The following is an 18,482-nucleotide window of genomic DNA, read 5'->3' as shown; positions in this document are numbered from 1 at the left end:
GAATGGTAGGTTTTAAAAGTAAGGGTTTTCTTAAAGCATGTAAAAAAGCAGGACTGAACTAGTGTTCTGTTTTTTTTGAGAATGGTATTAGATATGATTTTCGATTGAAATAAATGATTGGACATGAGAGAAAGTCTTTTGCGTGAGGGATTTTAGTGGAGCTCTTAATTGCTTTGCAGAAAGCAATTAAAGCGGGAGCGGAAGCCCGACCCGACCTTTTTTGGAGGGGCACGCCCAAATTAGTAATTTGTCAGTAAATCGTATGTCGCAGTGTAAAATATTCATTTGCTGACCTGCAACATTACGAAGTTTAGTATTAAAGTATAAAGTTTTATACAATTTTTAAGATTTACCAAGGACTTGTTGCAATGGCAATACTAACATTTTTACGTACTTTTGCGCCATCTTATAAAAAACTAATTCCACTACCATGGATAAAAAAATCATTTCGGTTATCGGTTCGATTTTATTCTCAACACGTTTAATGGCGCTTTTGTTTATCAGTTTTTCTGTTGCTATGGCAGCCGGAACTTTTATAGAAAGTAAATACAATACAGACACGGCCCGAATCATGGTCTATAATGCCTGGTGGTTTGAAGCAATTATGTTCTTCTTTGTGATTAATTTCATTGGAAACATTAAAAAATACCAACTTTGGAAAAAAGAGAAATGGGCAACTTTAATTTTGCACTTGTCCTTTATTCTTATCTTGGTAGGTGCTTTTGTAACGCGCTACATCAGTCATGAAGGAATGATGCCCATTCGTGAAGGCGAATCGTCCAATGAGTTTTTCTCTGATAAAACGTTCTTGACTATTCTGGTAGATGGGGAATATTTGGGGGAAATGAAACGCAAAACCCATGAAAATCCACTGTTGCTTTCAGCGGCTACTAATAATGATTTTTCCATAGATAGTAAATTTGATAAGATTGATTACGAAATAGAGTACCAAGACTTTGTTATGGGTGCTACCGAGAAAATTGTAGCCGATAAAAACGGTATTCAGTATTTAAAAATGGTGGAATCGGGTGGAGGAGAACGACACGATCATTTCTTGAAATCGGGCGAAGTAGTGAGTTACCACAATGTATTATTTGCTTTCAATAAATTTACGCAAGGCGCCATTAATATCAATACGGAAGGTGAAGTGCATACCATTCAAGCCCCTTTTGAAGGTGATTTTATGCGAATGGCCGATCAACTTAAAGGTAAAGTGGAAATGAATAAAGTGCAGCCGCTAATGATGCGATCGCTGTATAACCTTGGTGGAGCACAATTTGTTTTTCCAGATATGCCAATGAATGGTAAGGTAGAATATGTTTCCAATAACGATTATAAAGATATAGGTACCGATGATGCATTGGTCCTAAAAGTAAAATCAGGTAATGAAGAAAAATCGGTGACACTTTTAGGTTCTAAAGGAAAAATGGGTGTGCCGCAAGTTGTAAAAGTAGGCGAACTGGAATTTACTTTATTCTTTGGAAGTAAAATTTACAACACGCCATTTGATGTGAAACTGAATGATTTTATTGCAAAAAAATATCCAGGAACGGAGAAAAGTTATTCTTCTTTTGAAAGTAAAGTGGAAGTAATTGATGGCTCGGAAAAGTTTGATTATCATATTTACATGAATCATGTACTGGATTACCGCGGTTATCGTTTTTTTCAAGCGCAGTTTGACGAAGACGAAAAAGGAACCATTCTTTCTGTAAGTCACGATTTCTGGGGAACTTGGATCACGTATATTGGGTATTCATTGCTTTATTTTGCTATGATGGCGATCATGTTTACTAAATATTCTCGATTTGCAGACATCAAAAGAAAGTTAGAAAAAGTGAAAATGAAAAAAGCAAAACTGACAGTTATCGCCTTATTTTTAAGTTTGAGTGGCTTTGCGCAAAATCATTCGCAAGAACCTGCCGGTTTAAAAGTAATTGATTCGTTGATTCAAAAATACAAGGTTTCGGATGAACATGCCGAGCGTTTTGGAAAATTAGTAATCCAAGATATCGGTGGAAGGATGAAACCGGTAAATACTTTTTCGTCTGAATTGTTGCGAAAAGTAAGTCATGAAGATGAGTACAAAGGATTAAATGCTGATCAAGTTTTTCTATCCATGACCCAATTGCCAAGTGCTTGGTATCAAGTACAGATGATTTACATGAGCAAAGGAAATGACAGTATTCGGAAGATCATTGGTATTCCTGCTGATCAAGAATTGGCGGCTTTTATTAATTTCTTTGATGATAAGGGAAACTACAAGTTGTCTAAATATCTGGACGCGGCTTATAAAACAGCCAATCCCAACAAGTTTGAAAAGGACTTTGTAGAAACCGACAAAAAAGTCAATTTATTAAGTTCGGCCTTATTTGGAAGTATCTTAAAGATTTTTCCAATCCCAGGAGATGCAAATAATAAGTGGGTTTCCTTTCCGGAATTAAGCGAATCGAACATCAAGGGAATGGATTCTACGTTTACCAAACAAATTATTCCAATCTATTTGGCATCATTGGCAAATGGTACGGAAACAGGGGACTATAAAGAAGCAAATTTTTATCTAGATGGTATTCAAAAGTACCAACGCCGTTACGGTGAAAAAGTCATTCCAAGTGAAGATAAAATCAATTCAGAAATTTTTTACAATAAAGTAAATATTTTTAAGAACTTATTTTACCTCTACATGTTTGGCGGCATCTTGATGATTTTATTGGTAATCGCGAAGATTTTCAATGAAAAAAATAAAGCGCTCACGTTCTTAGTAAACGGAATGCATATTTTTATCGGTTTATTATTCTTGGCACATACCGCTGGATTGATTCTAAGATGGTTTATTTCTGGACATGCACCGTGGAGTAATGCTTACGAATCTATTATTTATGTAGCTTGGGCAACCATGTTTTTTGGATTAGCTTTTGACATGAAATCTAAATTAACTGTAGCGTCATCCGCTTTTGTGACCTCCATGATTTTAATGGCAGCTTATGCCAATTGGGTGGATCCAGAAATCGCAACGTTACAGCCTGTTTTGGATTCCTACTGGTTGATGATTCACGTAGCGGTAATTGTAGCGAGTTACGGACCATTTGCTTTAGGTATGATTTTAGGAACCGTTTCATTGATTTTGATTTTGTTTACCACAGAAAAAAACAAAGAAAGAATGGAATTGAACATCCGCGAAATCACCTACATTAATGAAATGGCATTAACCATTGGTCTGATTTTACTAACCATCGGAAACTTCTTGGGTGGACAATGGGCCAACGAAAGTTGGGGAAGATACTGGGGATGGGATCCAAAAGAAACGTGGGCTTTAATTAGTATCATGGTTTATGCTTTTGTAATTCACATGCGATACGTTCCAGGTTTACGAGGAAAATGGGTGTTTAGTGTAATGAGTATGTTGGCATTTGTGTCCATCTTATTTACTTATTATGGTGTAAATTTCCACTTGGTAGGTTTGCACTCGTATGCTACGGGAGAAGCCAAGTCGTTGAGTTGGATTTGGCAAACTATTTTGGCTATTGCTTTTTTAGGAGCAATAAGTTATCCAAAGTACAAAAAACATTACATGAAAAAATAAGGTGCTACTATACAGATTAAAGGGATTCATTTAAAGTGAGTCCCTTTTTTTATGTTCAAATTTTAAAACTATTTTTAGTAGGATACTTTGGGCGTGCCCCAAAAGGGTCGGGTCTTCCGTTCCCGCTTTTATTGCTTTGCAGAAAGCAATCTCAGAAAAAGAGATTACTTTCTGCAAAGCAATAAAGAGCTCCTCTTCAACCCCTCACGCAAAAAAAAAGCAGCTTACGCACAAAGATTAATGACATAAAAAAAACCATTAAGACTTAATTTACTTAAGATCTTAATGGTTTTAATCGCTATTTTTAAAACGTCTTGCTTTTAAATCTAAACTTTACCTAAAGTATAAAGTTGTTCCAAGTTAGGCGAAACACTTCCTCCAGCAGGTTCCAGCGTAATTCCAAAAGCTTCTGCTCCTGAAGTATTGCTAACGGCAAATAGGCGTGAATCATTTCCTTTAAAGTCATCCAATAATCCAATACTTGTTGGCGTCAATGGATCTAGTTTTAACGACCACACTTGGTATACAAATCCTTCCGGCGGTTCTGGTAATCCAGCAGCGTCTACATAAACGGTCTGTGTATTTTGATTCCAATATACTTTTGCAGCAGATTCTGGCGAAACTGCCTGTCCTCCAAGTGCTACTACCGTATTGTCCTGATCTCTCACTACCGCCAATAAACTTTTGGTTTGCGTCTCCGTCAGTTTCACCGCATTCAATTCCTTGTTCAACGTGTCATTTTCAGTACGAACAAACGCTACTTGGTTTTGAGCAGCATCGAGTTGCGTATATTGCCAACCAATTCCTGCCATTAAAAGTACCGCAGCTGCCCAACCAATGTAGGAGAATGCATTACTTTTAGGTTGCATCGCTACCACTTTTGTGGTATGTTTTTCAATCAATTGTTCTTTGATACGATCATAATTAGCTGCCGAAAGATACGGAGCCATACTGTAAGAAAGACTAATCACTGCCTTCTCAATTGAAATAATTTCGTCCTGAATTTCAGGATATTTTTCTGCCATTTGGGCCACTTCTTGTGTCTCGGATTCGCTTAGCGTCCCGAAAACATAAAGTTCTAAAATACCCGATTCGATATATGCTCTTGCTTCCATCATACTTGTAAAAAGTTTCTTAAATCATTAATGCAATTTCTATTTTGCGTTTTGACCGTTCCCAAAGGAATTTCAAGTTCGTCCGAAGCCTCCTGTTGGGTATAACCTTTAAAAAATAATAGGTTAATAATTTGGATGCACTTTGGCTTTAACTTCTTTACAAATTCTTGAATTCCAATGCTGTCAATCATGTGAGACAATTTGTTACTGTCATCAAGTAGATGTACGAAATTATCGGAAGATAAGTTTTTTCTGCTGTTGTTAAATCCTTTAGAACGTAATTTGTCAATGGTAGTATTACGAGCAATATTGATAATCCATGTAAAAAAACGTCCTTTACTTTCGTTATAGGATTCAATGTTTTTCCAGATTTTCACAAATACTTCTTGCAATACATCTTCTGCTTCTTCACGATCATTGATCAAATTATAAATCACGCCGTAAAGATTTTTAGAATACATATCATACATTAGAGTGAAAGCCTTGTCGTCTTTTTTTAAGATGAGAGGCAAGAGTTCTTCTTGTGTCATGATTTTGAGTTTGTTTGTTTCATAAAACTTTTTTTAAAGATAATTTAAAGTTAGAGAAATACAACAAAAAAAAATGAATTGAACTCATAATTTATAACTTAGTCATAGTGCTTTAACTATTGAGGAAGATGAAATTTAAGGTTTATTTCACAAAAACAGTGTTTAGTTTGTTTACTTTTATCAAAAATAAAATTCAATGAAAAATGTATTTCTTCTTGCATTTACCGCACTTTCATTAGTTAGTTGTATGGAAAACAATGCTCAAAACAAGAAACAAACGGCAATTAAAACTGAAAAAACAATGGAAAAACAAGACATTTACCAATTCAAAGTAACCGATTTGTCGGGTAAAGAATTTGATTTTGCAACCTTGAAAGGCAAGAAAATTTTGATTGTCAATACCGCTTCAAAATGTGGTTTAACGCCTCAATATGAAAATTTACAAACCATTTACGACCAATACAAAGATAAAAATTTAGTAATTGTCGGATTTCCAGCCAACAATTTCGCTTCACAAGAACCAGGTACAAGTGGGGAAATTGCAGAATTTTGCAAACAGAATTACGGAGTAACGTTCCCAATGATGGATAAAATTTCTGTAAAAGGAAGTGACATGGCGCCAATTTACCAGTTTTTAACCGAGAAAAGTAAAAACGGTTTAGAAGATTCAGAAGTACAGTGGAATTTCCAGAAATATTTAATTGACGAAAACGGTCATTTAGCAAAAGTGGTTAAACCACAAACATTGCCAACGGATCCTGAAATTGTAGAGTGGATTAAAGCTTAAAAAGTATTAAGATTTTAGTAGTAAGTACTAAGACAGAATAAAACAGAAAATGGAGATGGTAAATCGACGTTTTCTGTTTTTTTATGCACCAAATATTGCTCAAACTTACAACGTAGAACATACAACCAACAACCTATTATTAAAGCTTAAGTGTCATTAAATTTGCATCCAACCAACGGTCAAACTTAAAACCAACTTCCTTCAGAATTCCCATGGATTGAAATCCAAAACGCTCGTGAAATCGAATACTGTTTTCGTTTGAAGCATCAATCACGCCAATCATAACGTGGTAATTTTCTGCTTTTGCGGTATCAATTAATTGTTGCAATAAAAGCGCTCCAATTCCTTTTCCAGCAAAACCTTCCTTCACATATACGGAATGTTCTACGGTAAATCGATAGCCAATTTTGGTTCGGAACGTATCATAAGTGCCAAATCCTAGAATTTCATTATTTGATTCAACGACAAATGTAGGAAAGCCATTTGCTCTTTTTGTTTCAAAAATCAACGCTTGCTGTTCGAGAGTTCTAGGGTCATAATCATAAATCGCAGTGGTATTTGCAATGGCATGATTTACAATTTCTAAAATTGAAGTTAAGTCGGATGAGGTTGCTGTTCGAATGATGTAATCCATGAAAAAGTTTTGATTTTTGTGTTAAATCATTTCCGTCCGTTTTAATTTTAGAAAATAATTCAATAATGTCAAAATTACTATTTAGCAGATCAAATCCATCGTTCAACACTGTTAAATTTAATCCTAAACCATATAGGTCGTCAAAGGTATATTTAGTAAATTTGTGTTTCAAATTCAGTTCTATGATTTACCCGAAAATTCCTTTGGCACAAAGTATAATCGAAATTTTTACTGCTCGAGGAATCCATCAAATTGTCATTTCACCCGGTTCTCGAAACGCACCTTTAACTATTGGTTTTGCAAGTAACAATACCTTCGAATGTTTCAGTATTGCTGATGAACGTTCGGCTGCATTTTTCGCTTTGGGAATTGCGCAACAAACTCAAAAACCAGTCGTTCTTTTGTGTACTTCTGGTTCGGCATTGTTGAATTATTATCCCGCTTTCGCCGAAGCTTTTTACAGTCAAATTCCATTAATTGTTGTTTCTGCAGACCGTCCTCATGATAAAATTGATATTGGCGACGGCCAAACCATTCGTCAAGAAAATGTTTTTGCCAATCATAGTTTGTTCAATGCAAATTTGCAGGAAAATGTTTCTACTGAAAATGACCAACTCATCAACGAAGCGATTTCAAAAGCCATTTTAGAAAAAGGACCAGTTCATATCAACGTACCTTTTGAAGAGCCTTTATATGAAACTACGGAAGAATTAGTGGTAAAAAGTGAAATCATTCCTGAAATGCAAACCGTTTTAGAGTCAGAAAATTTGACTGAATTTGGAAAAAAATGGAACGCTTCCACTAAAAAATTAGTTTTAGTGGGTGTGATTTTTCCAAACGCAATCCAGCAAAATATAATTGATTGGATGGCAAATGATCCTTCAATTGTTGTTTTGACAGAAACTACTTCGAATTTACACGATGCAACATTTATCAACAATATCGATACGATAATTACACCATTCACCGTTGAAGATTTCGAGCATTTTAAACCTGAAATTCTACTCACTTTCGGAGGTATGGTGGTTTCAAAACGGATTAAAGCATTTTTACGAAAGTACAAACCAAATGAACATTGGCACATTGACCCGTTTCGAGCTTATGATACTTTTGGCGCTTTGACTAAGCATTTTAAAACAGAACCTAATTTATTTTTTGAGGAATTTATTCCGCTTTCGCAAAATGTAGAAAGCAATTATAAATCAGAAATAGATGCAGTGAAGAAATTGCGTCAGATGAAGCAAGATATTTATTTATCAAAAATTCCATTCTCGGATTTTAAAGCTTTTGAGTTGATTATGCCGCATTTACCGCAAAATTCGATGCTGCAAATCAGTAACAGTTCACCCATTCGATATGCTCAATTAATTGATATTCATCCAAGTATTAGTGTTTTCTGTAACCGAGGAACCAGCGGAATTGACGGCTCGAGTTCCACGGCAATTGGAGCTGCATTTGCAACAAGTCAACAAACGGTTTTAATTACCGGCGACATCAGTTTCCTGTACGACAGTAATGCTTTGTGGAATCAATATATTCCTAAAAACTTCAAAATTATCCTTGTCAATAATGGAGGAGGAGGCATCTTTAGGATTTTGCCAGGACATGAAGAAACACCTGTTTTTAACCGTTATTTTGAAACGTCACATTGTTTCACAGCTGAACATTTAGCTAAAATGTTTCAATTTGATTATTACACAGCTTCAAACGAAACGAATTTGTTGGAGAATTTAGATATATTCTTTTCAGCAAATGACAAACCTGCTATTTTGGAAGTTTTTACGCCAACTTTATTGAATGATGGAATTTTGCTTCAGTTTTTTAAGGAACTCACATAAATTTTTTACCGCAAATTGCACAAATTTCCGCAAATTTTAAAGGGGAAATCTGTGAAAATTCGTGCAATCTGTGTAAAAGTCGTTCACTCATTTTAATGAAAATTGATTGAACCCAAAAGCGAATAAAGTTTGTACCTTTGCACTTTAGAAAATAAGTTTATGATTGAGATAGGAAAATACAATACGCTACAAATATTACGGGATACGAAAGTGGGACTCTTTTTAGGAAATCCAGAAGAAGACCCAGATGGAATTCACGATATTTTGTTGCCCAATAAATATGTACCGCATGAATTTGAATTTGGTCAAGACCTGACCGTTTTCATTTACCTTGACCATGAAGAACGTCCGGTTGCAACACTTTTAGAGCCGTATATTTTGCTAAATGAATTTGCACTTTTGCGTGTAAATTATACCAATCAAGTAGGTGCTTTTATGGATTGGGGAATGGAAAAAGACATTCTTGTTCCTTTTAAAGAGCAAGCGCGTCCGATGGAAAAAGGAAAACGATACCTAGTGTATTTGTACATGGACGAAAAAACGAATCGTTTGGTAGCTTCCAGTAAAACCAACCAATTCTTAAATAATGATAATGTAACCCTCGAAAGAGGCGAAGAAGTAGAATTAATTGTTTCGCACATTACCGAACTTGGAATCAATGTAATTATAAACGAACAGCACAAAGGTTTGCTTTATAAAGACGAGGTTTTTGATGATTCCATTCGAACCGGAGACCGTTTGAGAGGTTATATTAAACTCGTTCGACCTGATAATAAGATTGATGTTTCGCTGGAGAAAATAGGTTACGAACGTATTGAGCCAAATTCAGAAAGAATCATGGATGAACTTCGTGCTAGTCGTGGTTTTTTACGCTTGAACGACAACAGCCATCCAGAAGACATCAAAACGGTGTTGCAAATGAGTAAAAAAACCTTCAAAAAAGCGATTGGTGCTTTGTATAGAGACAAACTCATTGAAATTAAAGACGATGGAATTTACTTAGTGAAAGAGTAACTGTTCAATATAGAAAATAAGAAAGCCGTTTTTAGTGATAAAAACGGCTTTTTCTATGACTGTAATTCCGCAAAGTAAATCTTTACACTATTTTTATCTCCGGATTAATTTCGCGTAAAGCGGCAATAAAAACTCCTTTGTTTTTGGGAGAAATATAAATATCATCAAACTTTTCGTAGTAAATAACGAGTCCGTCATTGTCCAAAGCCGGTTTGAGAAAACTCGATACATACCATTTGTTCCAACGTTCTATATTGTGAATATTATCAATTTTATAATTTGTATCGAGTAGCATCCAGATCAATATTCCTGTAACCAAATAAAGAATTGCGACACCTATAAATGGCATTATTTCTGAACTTTCTGAGTTTTCAGGTATAAAAGGTATTACAAATAAAAAAATAATGATAAGCCACAAAAGACTTATCATTATATAGTTTTTTGATGATTTGAAAACCGTCATTACAAGCTCAATTCCTTCTTAGTGTTTTTCAGTAAAGCGTCTTTATGAACCAAAACCGAAATTGCTTTCAACTTTAAATAAGGAACACTCATGTAAATGTAACCCTCGTGGCCAATATACTTTTGGTCATTTCCCCAAGAATTTTTTACCTTATAATAGGTCGTTCCTTTTTGGTCTTTTACTTTACCTACAATATGCATCAAATGGTCGTCTGTCGTATTGAAGTTTTCAAACTCTTGCTGACGAAATTCAGGAGTGATTTTCTTTTCGTTTTTAATTTCTGTCAAAATAGTTTTCTCGTCACTCTCATTTTGAGGAACGACTGCAATTCCGTATTTGCTCGAAAATGTTTTTTCACTAACATCAGCATCTAAAGCCAAAGTATAGCCTTTTTCTAAAGCATTATCGATATTATGTACAAATTCATCCAAGGGCAAGTTGTAAAAAGAACCATTAGAAAAGTTATCTGGAATGTCTAGGATAAAGGTTTTGTAGAAAGGTTCGTTTGTAAAAGAAGTGATGGTAACATAATCATCCAACTTCAGTTTCGTCATCTCCAAGAAACTTTTTGGGGTATATTTTTTACCTTCAAATGTAAATTCAGCTACTTCTTTTCCCATGTAGGAATCTAAAATAGCATTTACTTCAGTTTTCCATTTCGGGTCTAATTTAACTTCAGGGTTTGCATATTTTTTTAGTAAAACTTCCAATTCTGAAACCATTTTAGAATGATCGTATTTCGTAGTAGCCCCCACTAATCCAGAATAAACCTCCTGCGGGACAATTCCTGCAACTCTTGCACTATTAATTACATCGTGATTCAGTCCGCCTTCGCCAAACTGTGCTTTTCCTTGTCGCATCACGTAATTCCACGCTTTCTTAGGATACGTATGACGCACATTATACATCTCTGACAAGTCAATTTTCTTTCCTGTTATACGAATAATCTCCGCTTCTAAGAAAGAAGTAGAAGAAAAACTCCAACACGTTCCAGTGCTTCCTTGCGAAATTACAGGTTCCGCATCGATGTCTTTAACGGTTTGGAATTCATATTTTTGTGCAGAAACAGAGAAGGCAAAAGAGAGTAAAGCTATAGTAATGAAATTGGTTTTCATACGGTTTTTAATTTTTAGTAAGAAGTAAATGTATTATTTTTACGCTAAAATAAGATAAATATGGCAACTATAAATTGGAAAACTGTTAAAGATTTCGAAGACATAACCTATAAAAAGTGCGACGGTGTAGCTCGAATCGCGTTCAATCGCCCGGATGTGAGAAATGCATTCCGACCAAAAACGACGGCTGAATTGATTCAAGCATTTCATGATGCTCAAGAAGACACGTCAATTGGAGTAGTTTTACTTTCGGCTGAAGGTCCAAGTTCTAAAGATGGAATATATTCGTTTTGCAGTGGTGGTGACCAAAAAGCAAGAGGTGCTCAAGGTTACGTTGGTGAAGACGGTTACCACAGACTAAATATTTTAGACGTTCAACGAATGATTCGATTCATGCCAAAGGCCGTGATTTGTGTTGTTCCCGGTTGGGCTGTTGGTGGAGGACACAGTTTGCATGTCGTTTGCGATTTAACTTTAGCGAGTAAAGAACACGCTATTTTCAAACAAACAGATGCCGATGTTACTAGTTTTGACGGAGGTTACGGTTCAGCTTATTTGGCTAAAATGGTGGGACAAAAAAGAGCCCGTGAGATTTTCTTTTTAGGAAGAAATTATTCGGCTCAAGAAGCTTTTGAAATGGGAATGGTAAATGCCGTGATTCCTCATGATGAATTAGAAGACACTGCTTTTGAATGGGCTCAGGAAATTTTAGAGAAATCACCAACGTCTATTAAGATGCTAAAATTCGCGATGAACTTAACCGATGACGGAATGGTAGGTCAACAAGTTTTCGCTGGTGAAGCTACTCGTTTGGCTTACATGACTGAGGAAGCTAAAGAAGGTAGAAATGCATTCTTAGAGAAAAGAAAACCGAATTTTGAAAAGAAATATTTGCCTTAAATATAAGAACAATAAAAGCATTCTAATACATTTTTTCAGAATGCTTTTCATTTTTTAATATCCAGTTCTAAATTAAAATGTTTTCAATTTGGAAATTGTGTAACTTTGATTAAAATTAAAACCTATGACAACGATAACCTTAAAAATTGATAAAAAAACCAAAGCAGGAAAGTTGCTTTCCTCAATGATTGAATTATTATCTAAAGATAGTAAAGGTGTTGAAATAGTTCAAACAACAACTAAATCAGGCTTAGAGGAAGCGCTTGATGACATAAAAAACAATAGAATAAACGTCTATAAAGACAGTGATGACTTATTCAAAAAAGTTTTAAATGTATAAAATCCGTACCACTAATAGGTTTGATAAAAGTTTGAAACTTTGTAAAAAAAGGAATTACGACTTGACTTTATTAAAGGACGTTATCGATTTATTGGCATCTAGCGGAACACTTCCTGTAAAGTACAAAGCACACAAGTTGGTTGGAAATTATAAAGGTTGTTGGGAATGTCACATTAAACCTGACTGGCTTCTAATTTGGCAACAAAATGACGATGAAGTTATCTTGTTACTTATGGACACGGGTACTCACGCTGATTTATTTTAGTTTCCTAAGTATTGAAATTCAGTTCGTCTTCTTTTAATTCGAGCGATTCAAAGGAAATCCTACTCCAAAGAAAAAGCGCACCTTGTCCACATCATTCACCCATGATACATCAAAAGTCACCGGTCCTAAGATCGAATCGTAACCCAGTGTGATACCAGAGGAAATTAGCAATCCCGTATTTCTGAAATCTTGCCATTGGCCTTTTGGTTTGAATACGTTATTTGCATAATTATCAAATTTTCCACTACCAATAACAGCCAAATCTACATGCGGAATTGCATATAATTTTGATTTAAAATTGTATTGCAAACCCAAATTAATTTTGGTGTATTGACTCACTGAAAGCTCACCTTCATCGAGTCCGTTGAAAAGAAAACTGTCTCTTCGTGGATTGTACTGACTTCCACCTAAAGAATATTTGGCTGCAAATCCAAAATTTTCAAAAGAAATGTCATCCGTCTCTTCTGAATCAATCACAAGATAATTTCCCGAAGCACCCAGGATACCCGTAAATTTTGCACTTATCGGAATTCTCTTCTCAAAATCAAATCCAAATTTGGTGTAATTGCTTATAGAACCTTTTTCGTTTGGTGTGTCAACTCCCGAAAATGCGACATCAATTGAATTATTTATTGACCTTCCGATGCTTGCTTTAACAGCGGACCCTTCTACTGCAAATGAAGTTGTACTCATGGTATTGTACTCATAATGCGCTCCAACTAAGATCGTGTTGAAAGAATATTCACTCAATTTAAATTCGCTTCCTCCAGCTTCTGGACGAATTTTTGGAGTTAAATGTGTGTTTTGATAATTTACGTTTAGCCCGATATAGCTGGCCATCGATGTAATATTTCTATTGACTTGGTTTTCAAATTCAAAATAACGATACCGTATTTCTTCCTCAGTTCGGTTATTTAAAAGCACTTCTTGCGTAGTTCTTTGTCCCAAGGCCTCAGTCCGCCACCACCAATTTCTATCCGAACCAAAATTTTTCTGATGCTGCACTCTAAATCGAGGCTGTTCGGCCAAATCAAGCGTAACTAGCGATCGTGATGCGGCACCTAAAATATTTCTACCAGTATAATTAAAGAGAATTCCTACGCCGTGAAAATCATCGTAATGTATAGAACCTTTTACCTGGTGTTTTGAGCGCTCAAAACCATTTAATTGCAATCCCAAGCCTCCTTTGTCAGAAAAAGGCTCAAAAGTAATTTGACTAAAAATGGTGGTTCCCATGGCTCGGTTAATTCCTTCTATAAGTTCTAGCCTGCTGTAAATTTTACCCGGTTGAATGTTGGTTCTTGCCTTTACTAAAGGTAAATTGGTCTTGTCAATTTTGTTGTAAATAATGGTGTCCAATTGAATTTGTTCTTCAACAAATGGCACTTTAGCAACTTTTTGATAATAGGGTTTCAATCGATTTGAAAGTGCCGTTAATTCGACCAGCTTGTCTTTAACAGCGCGTTTGCCTTGTGCAGCAATTTGTTGGTTCTCTTGAAAATCAGTAGTTCCATACGTCAAGTATTCAGTATGATTGATAAGGATGTCGCAAAGCGCTCTGTTCTTAGGATTTTTTAAATGACTGCTCAACATTCCAGCTTGAAAGAGCAGGGCAGTGATGCTTTCCAATTCTTCTTTCTTCATCATTCCGTCACCTACATCACTTCCAATGATGAAGTCGGCTCCTAAGTTTTTTGCAACATCGACAGGGAAATTATTCAAAATTGCTCCATCAATTAGTAAACCATCTTTGTAAGGAACGGGAGAAAAAACGCCTGGAAGTGACATGCTGGCTCTCATGGCTAATGCCAAAGAACCGTCTTTTAATACTACTTCTTTACCTTTGACAATGTCAGTTGCCACAGCACGAAACGGAATTGGAAGTTTGTCAAAATCATTAATTTTATAACTCGGAAAAGTAAGGTTTGTCATAAACTGACGCAAATTTTGATCGTTCAAAAGAAACTTACCAATTTTAACTTTTCCCTTCTCGTAATCCAATTCCACCAGATATCTACCGAATTCAGTCTTTTCCTCGACACTCACATTTTTTAGAGAAACACGTCCGCCAATCAATTGTTCCCAATTGGCTTGCTTTACAATATTGGCAATACTATCGCCCGAATATCCCATAGCATACAATCCACCGACAACACTTCCCATGCTGTTTCCAACAATTAAGTCGGGAACAATCCCTAAAGAATCCAACGTCTGTAAAAGCGGAATATGTGCAATTCCTTTTGCGCCACCACCACTTAAAACTAGAGCTACTTTAGGCTTTTTTTGCTGACCAAAACCTTGGTAAGAAGCTAAAATTACTAGCGATAGAACCGCGTAAAAGAAAGGATTTTTTAAAAGTAAACCTTTTTGCATGATGTGTTTTGTATTCGTGAAATTGAGAAAACGTTGTGATATGAAGTAAAAATACTTTTTAAACCTAAACGTATATTGAAAAAGTCAATTTAGGATTTTATAAAGTTACGGCAAAGATCGCGTATTTAAATGTGTTTCTATTATCGATTTTTTACAATATGTTATGTGATCTCGGGTCTCTGAAAACTTAAAATAACATCAAAATAGGAGTTAATCGATTTACTAATACACCTAAAAAACGGAATTACATCTGTTTTTTCGATGACCAAAATATCGTTGAATTCTAATTTTTAAGGTGCGATATTTTTTGTATTTTTACAAATCAAATTGTGTCGTTCTGTTTTTAAAACACGCATTGCACCTTCAAAAATACCTTTATCTTTTCTATGGAAAATTTTACCAATAGTACTATTGATATCAATCAATTACCGCGTTTTGAAGAAGTAGAATTTCAAAAATTGCAACCCAATTATGGGAAGGTGATCTTTATTAATTTGATCATTGTCTTTACTATATTGGCTGGTGGAGCAACAGTTTTGCATTTTGTAGTGGAAAAAATCAGTAACGAAATGCTGTACATCTGGATAGCGCTAGCGGTTTTGTTTGGCCTTGTTTTATTTTTTTCTAGACTATCTTTTCTTAAAAAAGGTTTTGCTTTCAGGGAACACGATGTACTGTTTAGAAGCGGAATTATTGCTACCAATACCATCATTATTCCTTATAATAGAGTGCAGCATGTGGCATTGCATGAAGGGTGGCTTTCGCGTTATTTTGGCTTAGCTAAAGTCGAAATATTCACGGCAGGCGGTAGTTCAAGTGATATTGAAATACCTGGAATTGAAAAAGAACAAGCCGAAAAAATCAAACAATTAGTGATGGGCAAAATCCAGCAGAAACTTTAATGAAAGCAACCTTTAATCAGCCGCAAAGACAGTCCAAAGTCGGAATTATTGTAATGTTTGTTTATACATTGCAGCAATTTGGGCGCGCTTTATTTCCAATAATCTTAATTTATTTCTTCAAAAGCGAAAATTTAAACATGCTTCTTGTTGTTCCGGGTGTCATCGCACTATTGGCACTTTTAGGACTTTACGCATATCTCAGTTTCTTAAATTTTACATTTTATATTGATGAGGAAAACGAGGAATTCGTGATCAATGAAGGCATCTTTAACAAGACAAAAACGGCGATACAGTTGAGTAAAATTCAACAAGTTAATATCAATCAGACGCTGATTCAAAAAATAATTGGTGTGTATGCTTTAGAAGTAGATACTGCCGGAAGTGCGAAGAAAGAAGGAGCAATTAAAGCGATCTCGCATCAATTGGCTTTGGCACTAAAATCCCGATTGCTTGAAAATGAAGCAAAAATAGTTCAAGAAGTCGCGATAGATTCTGAGGAAATGCCAAAGATTCTTGAAGATCCAAAGCCGTTTATTAAGATCGGATTTGCTACTTTGCTCAAGATTGGAATTACATCAAATTACCTCAGAAGTATTGGTTTGCTTTTTCTTTTTTACAGCTATGTACGCGAAAATCTGCGTAATTTCTCAGAAAAAGATTTTTTAAATGGGAGCCAAATTGATACTTATTTTTCTAAACAAAGCATTTTGCAAGGTGTTTTAACTGCAGGAGTAATTCTAATAATCATCGTTTTATTAGTCAATATCGTTCGTACGGTTGTCAAATTTTTCGGATTTACGATTTCAAAACAAAAGGGTTCTCTACTGTTGAGTTTCGGTTTGTTCAACACAAAAAGTACAATCATCAAACCCGAAAAAGTGCAAATTACCACCATTACAAGAAATTTTTTTCAACGAAAAATGGATATTTTAGAAATTAAAATCCAGCAAGCTAAAAGTGGCGATGCGCAATCGGGAAAAGATAGTATTGAAATTCCGGGTTGCAATGAATTAGAGAAAAATGAAATTTTGAAATTAATTTTCAGCACAATCCCTGAAAAAGGAGTGCTGCTAAAACCCAATTGGAGAAAATTGGTTTTTGGTTTATTTACAGGTATAGTTGTACCGCTTTCCATCTATTTTGGATTTGGATTCTACGTTGAACCTTTAGCATTTGATTATGCGTTTTTGGCCGTCGGATATACTATCTTTGTTGCCGTATTGGTGTACTTTGGATACCGAAACAGCCGACTTTTTGTCAATCAAGAGTTCATCATTTTGCAAACTGGCGCTTGGGACGTGGACAATCGAATCATTGAAATTGAAAAAATTCAAGCATTGACAACGTCGCAATTGTTTTGGCATAAATCGCCCGACATTGGTTCGCTTACGATTCATACAGCAGGTGGCGACATTCAGTTTCAATTGGGGAATTTTACAACTGTAAAAAACTACGTTAATTTATGGCTTTACAATGTTGAGGCCAATAATGTAAATTGGATGTAAGTTGACAAAAGCTAATTTTAAATTTAAAAACGAAGAAATAGCGTTCATCTAAAAGGGATTTTTATCAAAAACTATTCTTAGCAACAGATGAAAGCATATAATTAAAAAACGAAACAAGTATTATGAGACATTGGATTGAAGCAGCACGAGTAAGAACCCTACCACTTTCGGTTTCTGGAATAATTGTAGGAAGTATGTATGCTTTGGCGTATCCTACAGATACGGTTTTTACACCCACAGAGGTTTTTAATTGGCAACTTTTTGGGTTCGCGATGTTAACAACTTTGGGATTGCAAATCTTGTCCAATTTTGCCAATGACTATGGTGACGGCATAAAAGGAACGGACAACGAGCATCGTGTAGGGCCGAAACGCGCCATTCAAAGCGGTGTAATTTCTGCTCCAGCAATGAAAAGAGCCATTATCATCACGTCAATATTAACGTTCATTTCGGCGGTATTGTTGATTTATTTTGCCTTTGGAGTAGATTATATTTGGTATTCACTCATCTTCTTGGTTCTCGGGATTCTGGCCATTATTTCTGCCATTCGATACACCGTTGGAAATACAGCTTATGGATATTCAGGTTATGGAGATCTATTTGTTTTTGTATTCTTTGGCTTGGTAAGTACATTGGGTGTCAATTTTTTATATTCCAAACAACTGGACTGGATTTTGGTGTTACCCGCTGTAGCAATTGGCTTTTTGAGCGTTGGAGTTTTGAATCTCAATAATATGCGTGATGCAGAATCCGACAAAAAGTCTAATAAAAACACAGTTGTAGTAAAAATCGGACTTGAAGCAGCTAAGAAATACCACTATTTTTTAGTCATTTCGGCAATGGTTTTAGTGCTTATTTTTGCTGTTTACATTGATTTCAATAAAGATTGGCAATCCGATAAATTTAATTTTGATAATTACTTCTTTGTCGTAGCTTATTTTCCTTTAATGAGTCACTTAATGACGGTTTACAGAAATAAAAATTCAAAATTATTAGATCCAGAATTAAAAAAATTAGCCATTAGTACTTTTCTGTTATCCGTTCTACTGTCGCTCAGTTTAATTTCTTTTCTCTCCGATTTAATTGTTAACAGCTAATAGTCTACACTTTCAAATCAAATA

General features: G+C 35.3%; 16 protein-coding genes. 10 read left to right on the top strand and 6 right to left on the bottom strand.

Going from position 1 to position 18,482, the window contains the following annotated elements; all coding sequences use genetic code 11:
* Window positions 1-430: 430 nt before the first annotated feature.
* Window positions 431-3,580 (top strand): cytochrome c biogenesis protein CcsA, encoded by a 3,150-nt coding sequence (locus H602_RS0104870; protein WP_026977009.1) that lies wholly within the window; start codon window positions 431-433, stop codon window positions 3,578-3,580.
* A gap of 326 nt (window positions 3,581-3,906) precedes the next feature.
* Here H602_RS0104870 and H602_RS0104865 read toward each other — a convergent pair whose 3' ends face one another.
* Entirely contained in the window at window positions 3,907-4,695 is a 789-nt protein-coding gene (locus tag H602_RS0104865; protein ID WP_026977008.1) for an anti-sigma factor, read from the bottom strand.
* Window positions 4,695-5,225: an RNA polymerase sigma factor gene (locus tag H602_RS0104860; RefSeq protein WP_026977007.1), complete on the bottom strand. Its 531-nt coding sequence runs from the start codon at window positions 5,223-5,225 to the stop codon at window positions 4,695-4,697. The genes H602_RS0104865 and H602_RS0104860 overlap by 1 nt, the downstream gene beginning before the upstream one ends.
* Before the next feature lie 247 nt (window positions 5,226-5,472).
* On the opposite strand from H602_RS0104860, the gene H602_RS0104855 reads away from it, so the two are divergent.
* Window positions 5,473-6,012 (top strand): glutathione peroxidase, encoded by a 540-nt coding sequence (locus H602_RS0104855; RefSeq protein ID WP_425402316.1) that lies wholly within the window; start codon window positions 5,473-5,475, stop codon window positions 6,010-6,012.
* A gap of 139 nt (window positions 6,013-6,151) precedes the next feature.
* On the opposite strand, the gene H602_RS0104850 is transcribed toward H602_RS0104855, so the two are convergent.
* The gene (locus H602_RS0104850; RefSeq protein ID WP_026977005.1) at window positions 6,152-6,646 is read right to left on the bottom strand and encodes a GNAT family N-acetyltransferase; all 495 of its coding nucleotides are present in this window, start codon (window positions 6,644-6,646) and stop codon (window positions 6,152-6,154) included.
* A gap of 182 nt (window positions 6,647-6,828) precedes the next feature.
* Here H602_RS0104850 and menD point away from each other — a divergent pair, with 182 nt between their 5' ends.
* Both menD and H602_RS0104835 read left to right on the top strand, forming a co-directional pair.
* Entirely contained in the window at window positions 6,829-8,484 is a 1,656-nt protein-coding gene (gene menD / locus H602_RS0104845) for a 2-succinyl-5-enolpyruvyl-6-hydroxy-3-cyclohexene-1-carboxylic-acid synthase (protein ID WP_026977004.1), read from the top strand.
* Between the two features lie 159 nt (window positions 8,485-8,643).
* Entirely contained in the window at window positions 8,644-9,498 is an 855-nt protein-coding gene (locus tag H602_RS0104835; RefSeq protein WP_026977003.1) for a CvfB family protein, read from the top strand.
* 82 nt (window positions 9,499-9,580) lie between these two features.
* Here the strand turns inward: H602_RS0104835 and H602_RS18200 are convergent, their stop codons facing one another.
* Both H602_RS18200 and H602_RS0104825 read right to left on the bottom strand, forming a co-directional pair.
* Window positions 9,581-9,928, bottom strand: a complete 348-nt coding sequence (locus H602_RS18200) for a PH domain-containing protein (RefSeq protein WP_035758949.1) — start codon at window positions 9,926-9,928, stop codon at window positions 9,581-9,583.
* Between the two features lie 32 nt (window positions 9,929-9,960).
* Window positions 9,961-11,076, bottom strand: a complete 1,116-nt coding sequence (locus tag H602_RS0104825; protein ID WP_026977002.1) for a C1 family peptidase — start codon at window positions 11,074-11,076, stop codon at window positions 9,961-9,963.
* A gap of 60 nt (window positions 11,077-11,136) precedes the next feature.
* Between H602_RS0104825 and H602_RS0104820 the strand changes: the two genes are divergently transcribed.
* The 3 genes from H602_RS0104820 to H602_RS0104810 all read left to right on the top strand — a co-directional run bounded on the left by H602_RS0104820 (window position 11,137) and on the right by H602_RS0104810 (window position 12,581).
* Complete coding sequence (locus tag H602_RS0104820; RefSeq protein ID WP_026977001.1) at window positions 11,137-11,976, top strand: 1,4-dihydroxy-2-naphthoyl-CoA synthase; 840 nt, start codon at window positions 11,137-11,139, stop codon at window positions 11,974-11,976.
* Between the two features lie 124 nt (window positions 11,977-12,100).
* The gene (locus tag H602_RS0104815; protein ID WP_026977000.1) at window positions 12,101-12,316 is read left to right on the top strand and encodes a hypothetical protein; all 216 of its coding nucleotides are present in this window, start codon (window positions 12,101-12,103) and stop codon (window positions 12,314-12,316) included.
* The gene (locus tag H602_RS0104810) at window positions 12,309-12,581 is read left to right on the top strand and encodes a type II toxin-antitoxin system YafQ family toxin (protein WP_026976999.1); all 273 of its coding nucleotides are present in this window, start codon (window positions 12,309-12,311) and stop codon (window positions 12,579-12,581) included. The genes H602_RS0104815 and H602_RS0104810 overlap by 8 nt, the downstream gene beginning before the upstream one ends.
* A gap of 33 nt (window positions 12,582-12,614) precedes the next feature.
* Here H602_RS0104810 and H602_RS0104805 read toward each other — a convergent pair whose 3' ends face one another.
* A complete protein-coding gene (locus H602_RS0104805; protein ID WP_084404207.1) occupies window positions 12,615-14,954 on the bottom strand; it encodes a patatin-like phospholipase family protein in 2,340 nt (779 codons plus the stop codon).
* Between the two features lie 386 nt (window positions 14,955-15,340).
* Here H602_RS0104805 and H602_RS0104795 point away from each other — a divergent pair, with 386 nt between their 5' ends.
* From H602_RS0104795 to menA, 3 genes are all read left to right on the top strand, one after another.
* The gene (locus H602_RS0104795) at window positions 15,341-15,856 is read left to right on the top strand and encodes a PH domain-containing protein (RefSeq protein ID WP_026976997.1); all 516 of its coding nucleotides are present in this window, start codon (window positions 15,341-15,343) and stop codon (window positions 15,854-15,856) included.
* The gene (locus tag H602_RS0104790) at window positions 15,856-17,361 is read left to right on the top strand and encodes a PH domain-containing protein (protein WP_026976996.1); all 1,506 of its coding nucleotides are present in this window, start codon (window positions 15,856-15,858) and stop codon (window positions 17,359-17,361) included. Before H602_RS0104795 ends, H602_RS0104790 begins: the two co-directional genes overlap by 1 nt.
* Window positions 17,362-17,483: 122 nt before the next feature.
* Window positions 17,484-18,458 carry a 1,4-dihydroxy-2-naphthoate octaprenyltransferase gene (menA, locus tag H602_RS0104785; protein WP_026976995.1) on the top strand — a complete coding sequence of 325 codons (975 nt, stop codon included), beginning with the start codon at window positions 17,484-17,486 and terminating at the stop codon, window positions 18,456-18,458.
* Window positions 18,459-18,482 lie beyond the last annotated feature (24 nt).

It is taken from the genome of Flavobacterium tegetincola DSM 22377 (genome assembly GCF_000425485.1).
In the GTDB taxonomy this organism is placed as follows: Bacteria; Bacteroidota; Bacteroidia; order Flavobacteriales; family Flavobacteriaceae; genus Flavobacterium; species Flavobacterium tegetincola.
Note: the sequence above shows the minus strand (reverse complement) of the source record. Positions and strands in the feature narration are given on the sequence as shown.

Coding starts and splice junctions, on each gene's coding strand:
- H602_RS0104870 (WP_026977009.1), top strand. CDS start 431: ATGGATAAAAAAATCATTTCGGTTATCGGTTCGATTTTATTCTCAACA.
- H602_RS0104865 (WP_026977008.1), bottom strand. CDS start 4,695: ATGGAAGCAAGAGCATATATCGAATCGGGTATTTTAGAACTTTATGTT.
- H602_RS0104860 (WP_026977007.1), bottom strand. CDS start 5,225: ATGACACAAGAAGAACTCTTGCCTCTCATCTTAAAAAAAGACGACAAG.
- H602_RS0104855 (WP_425402316.1), top strand. CDS start 5,473: ATGGAAAACAATGCTCAAAACAAGAAACAAACGGCAATTAAAACTGAA.
- H602_RS0104850 (WP_026977005.1), bottom strand. CDS start 6,646: ATGGATTACATCATTCGAACAGCAACCTCATCCGACTTAACTTCAATT.
- menD (WP_026977004.1), top strand. CDS start 6,829: ATGATTTACCCGAAAATTCCTTTGGCACAAAGTATAATCGAAATTTTT.
- H602_RS0104835 (WP_026977003.1), top strand. CDS start 8,644: ATGATTGAGATAGGAAAATACAATACGCTACAAATATTACGGGATACG.
- H602_RS18200 (WP_035758949.1), bottom strand. CDS start 9,928: ATGATAAGTCTTTTGTGGCTTATCATTATTTTTTTATTTGTAATACCT.
- H602_RS0104825 (WP_026977002.1), bottom strand. CDS start 11,076: ATGAAAACCAATTTCATTACTATAGCTTTACTCTCTTTTGCCTTCTCT.
- H602_RS0104820 (WP_026977001.1), top strand. CDS start 11,137: ATGGCAACTATAAATTGGAAAACTGTTAAAGATTTCGAAGACATAACC.
- H602_RS0104815 (WP_026977000.1), top strand. CDS start 12,101: ATGACAACGATAACCTTAAAAATTGATAAAAAAACCAAAGCAGGAAAG.
- H602_RS0104810 (WP_026976999.1), top strand. CDS start 12,309: ATGTATAAAATCCGTACCACTAATAGGTTTGATAAAAGTTTGAAACTT.
- H602_RS0104805 (WP_084404207.1), bottom strand. CDS start 14,954: ATGCAAAAAGGTTTACTTTTAAAAAATCCTTTCTTTTACGCGGTTCTA.
- H602_RS0104795 (WP_026976997.1), top strand. CDS start 15,341: ATGGAAAATTTTACCAATAGTACTATTGATATCAATCAATTACCGCGT.
- H602_RS0104790 (WP_026976996.1), top strand. CDS start 15,856: ATGAAAGCAACCTTTAATCAGCCGCAAAGACAGTCCAAAGTCGGAATT.
- menA (WP_026976995.1), top strand. CDS start 17,484: ATGAGACATTGGATTGAAGCAGCACGAGTAAGAACCCTACCACTTTCG.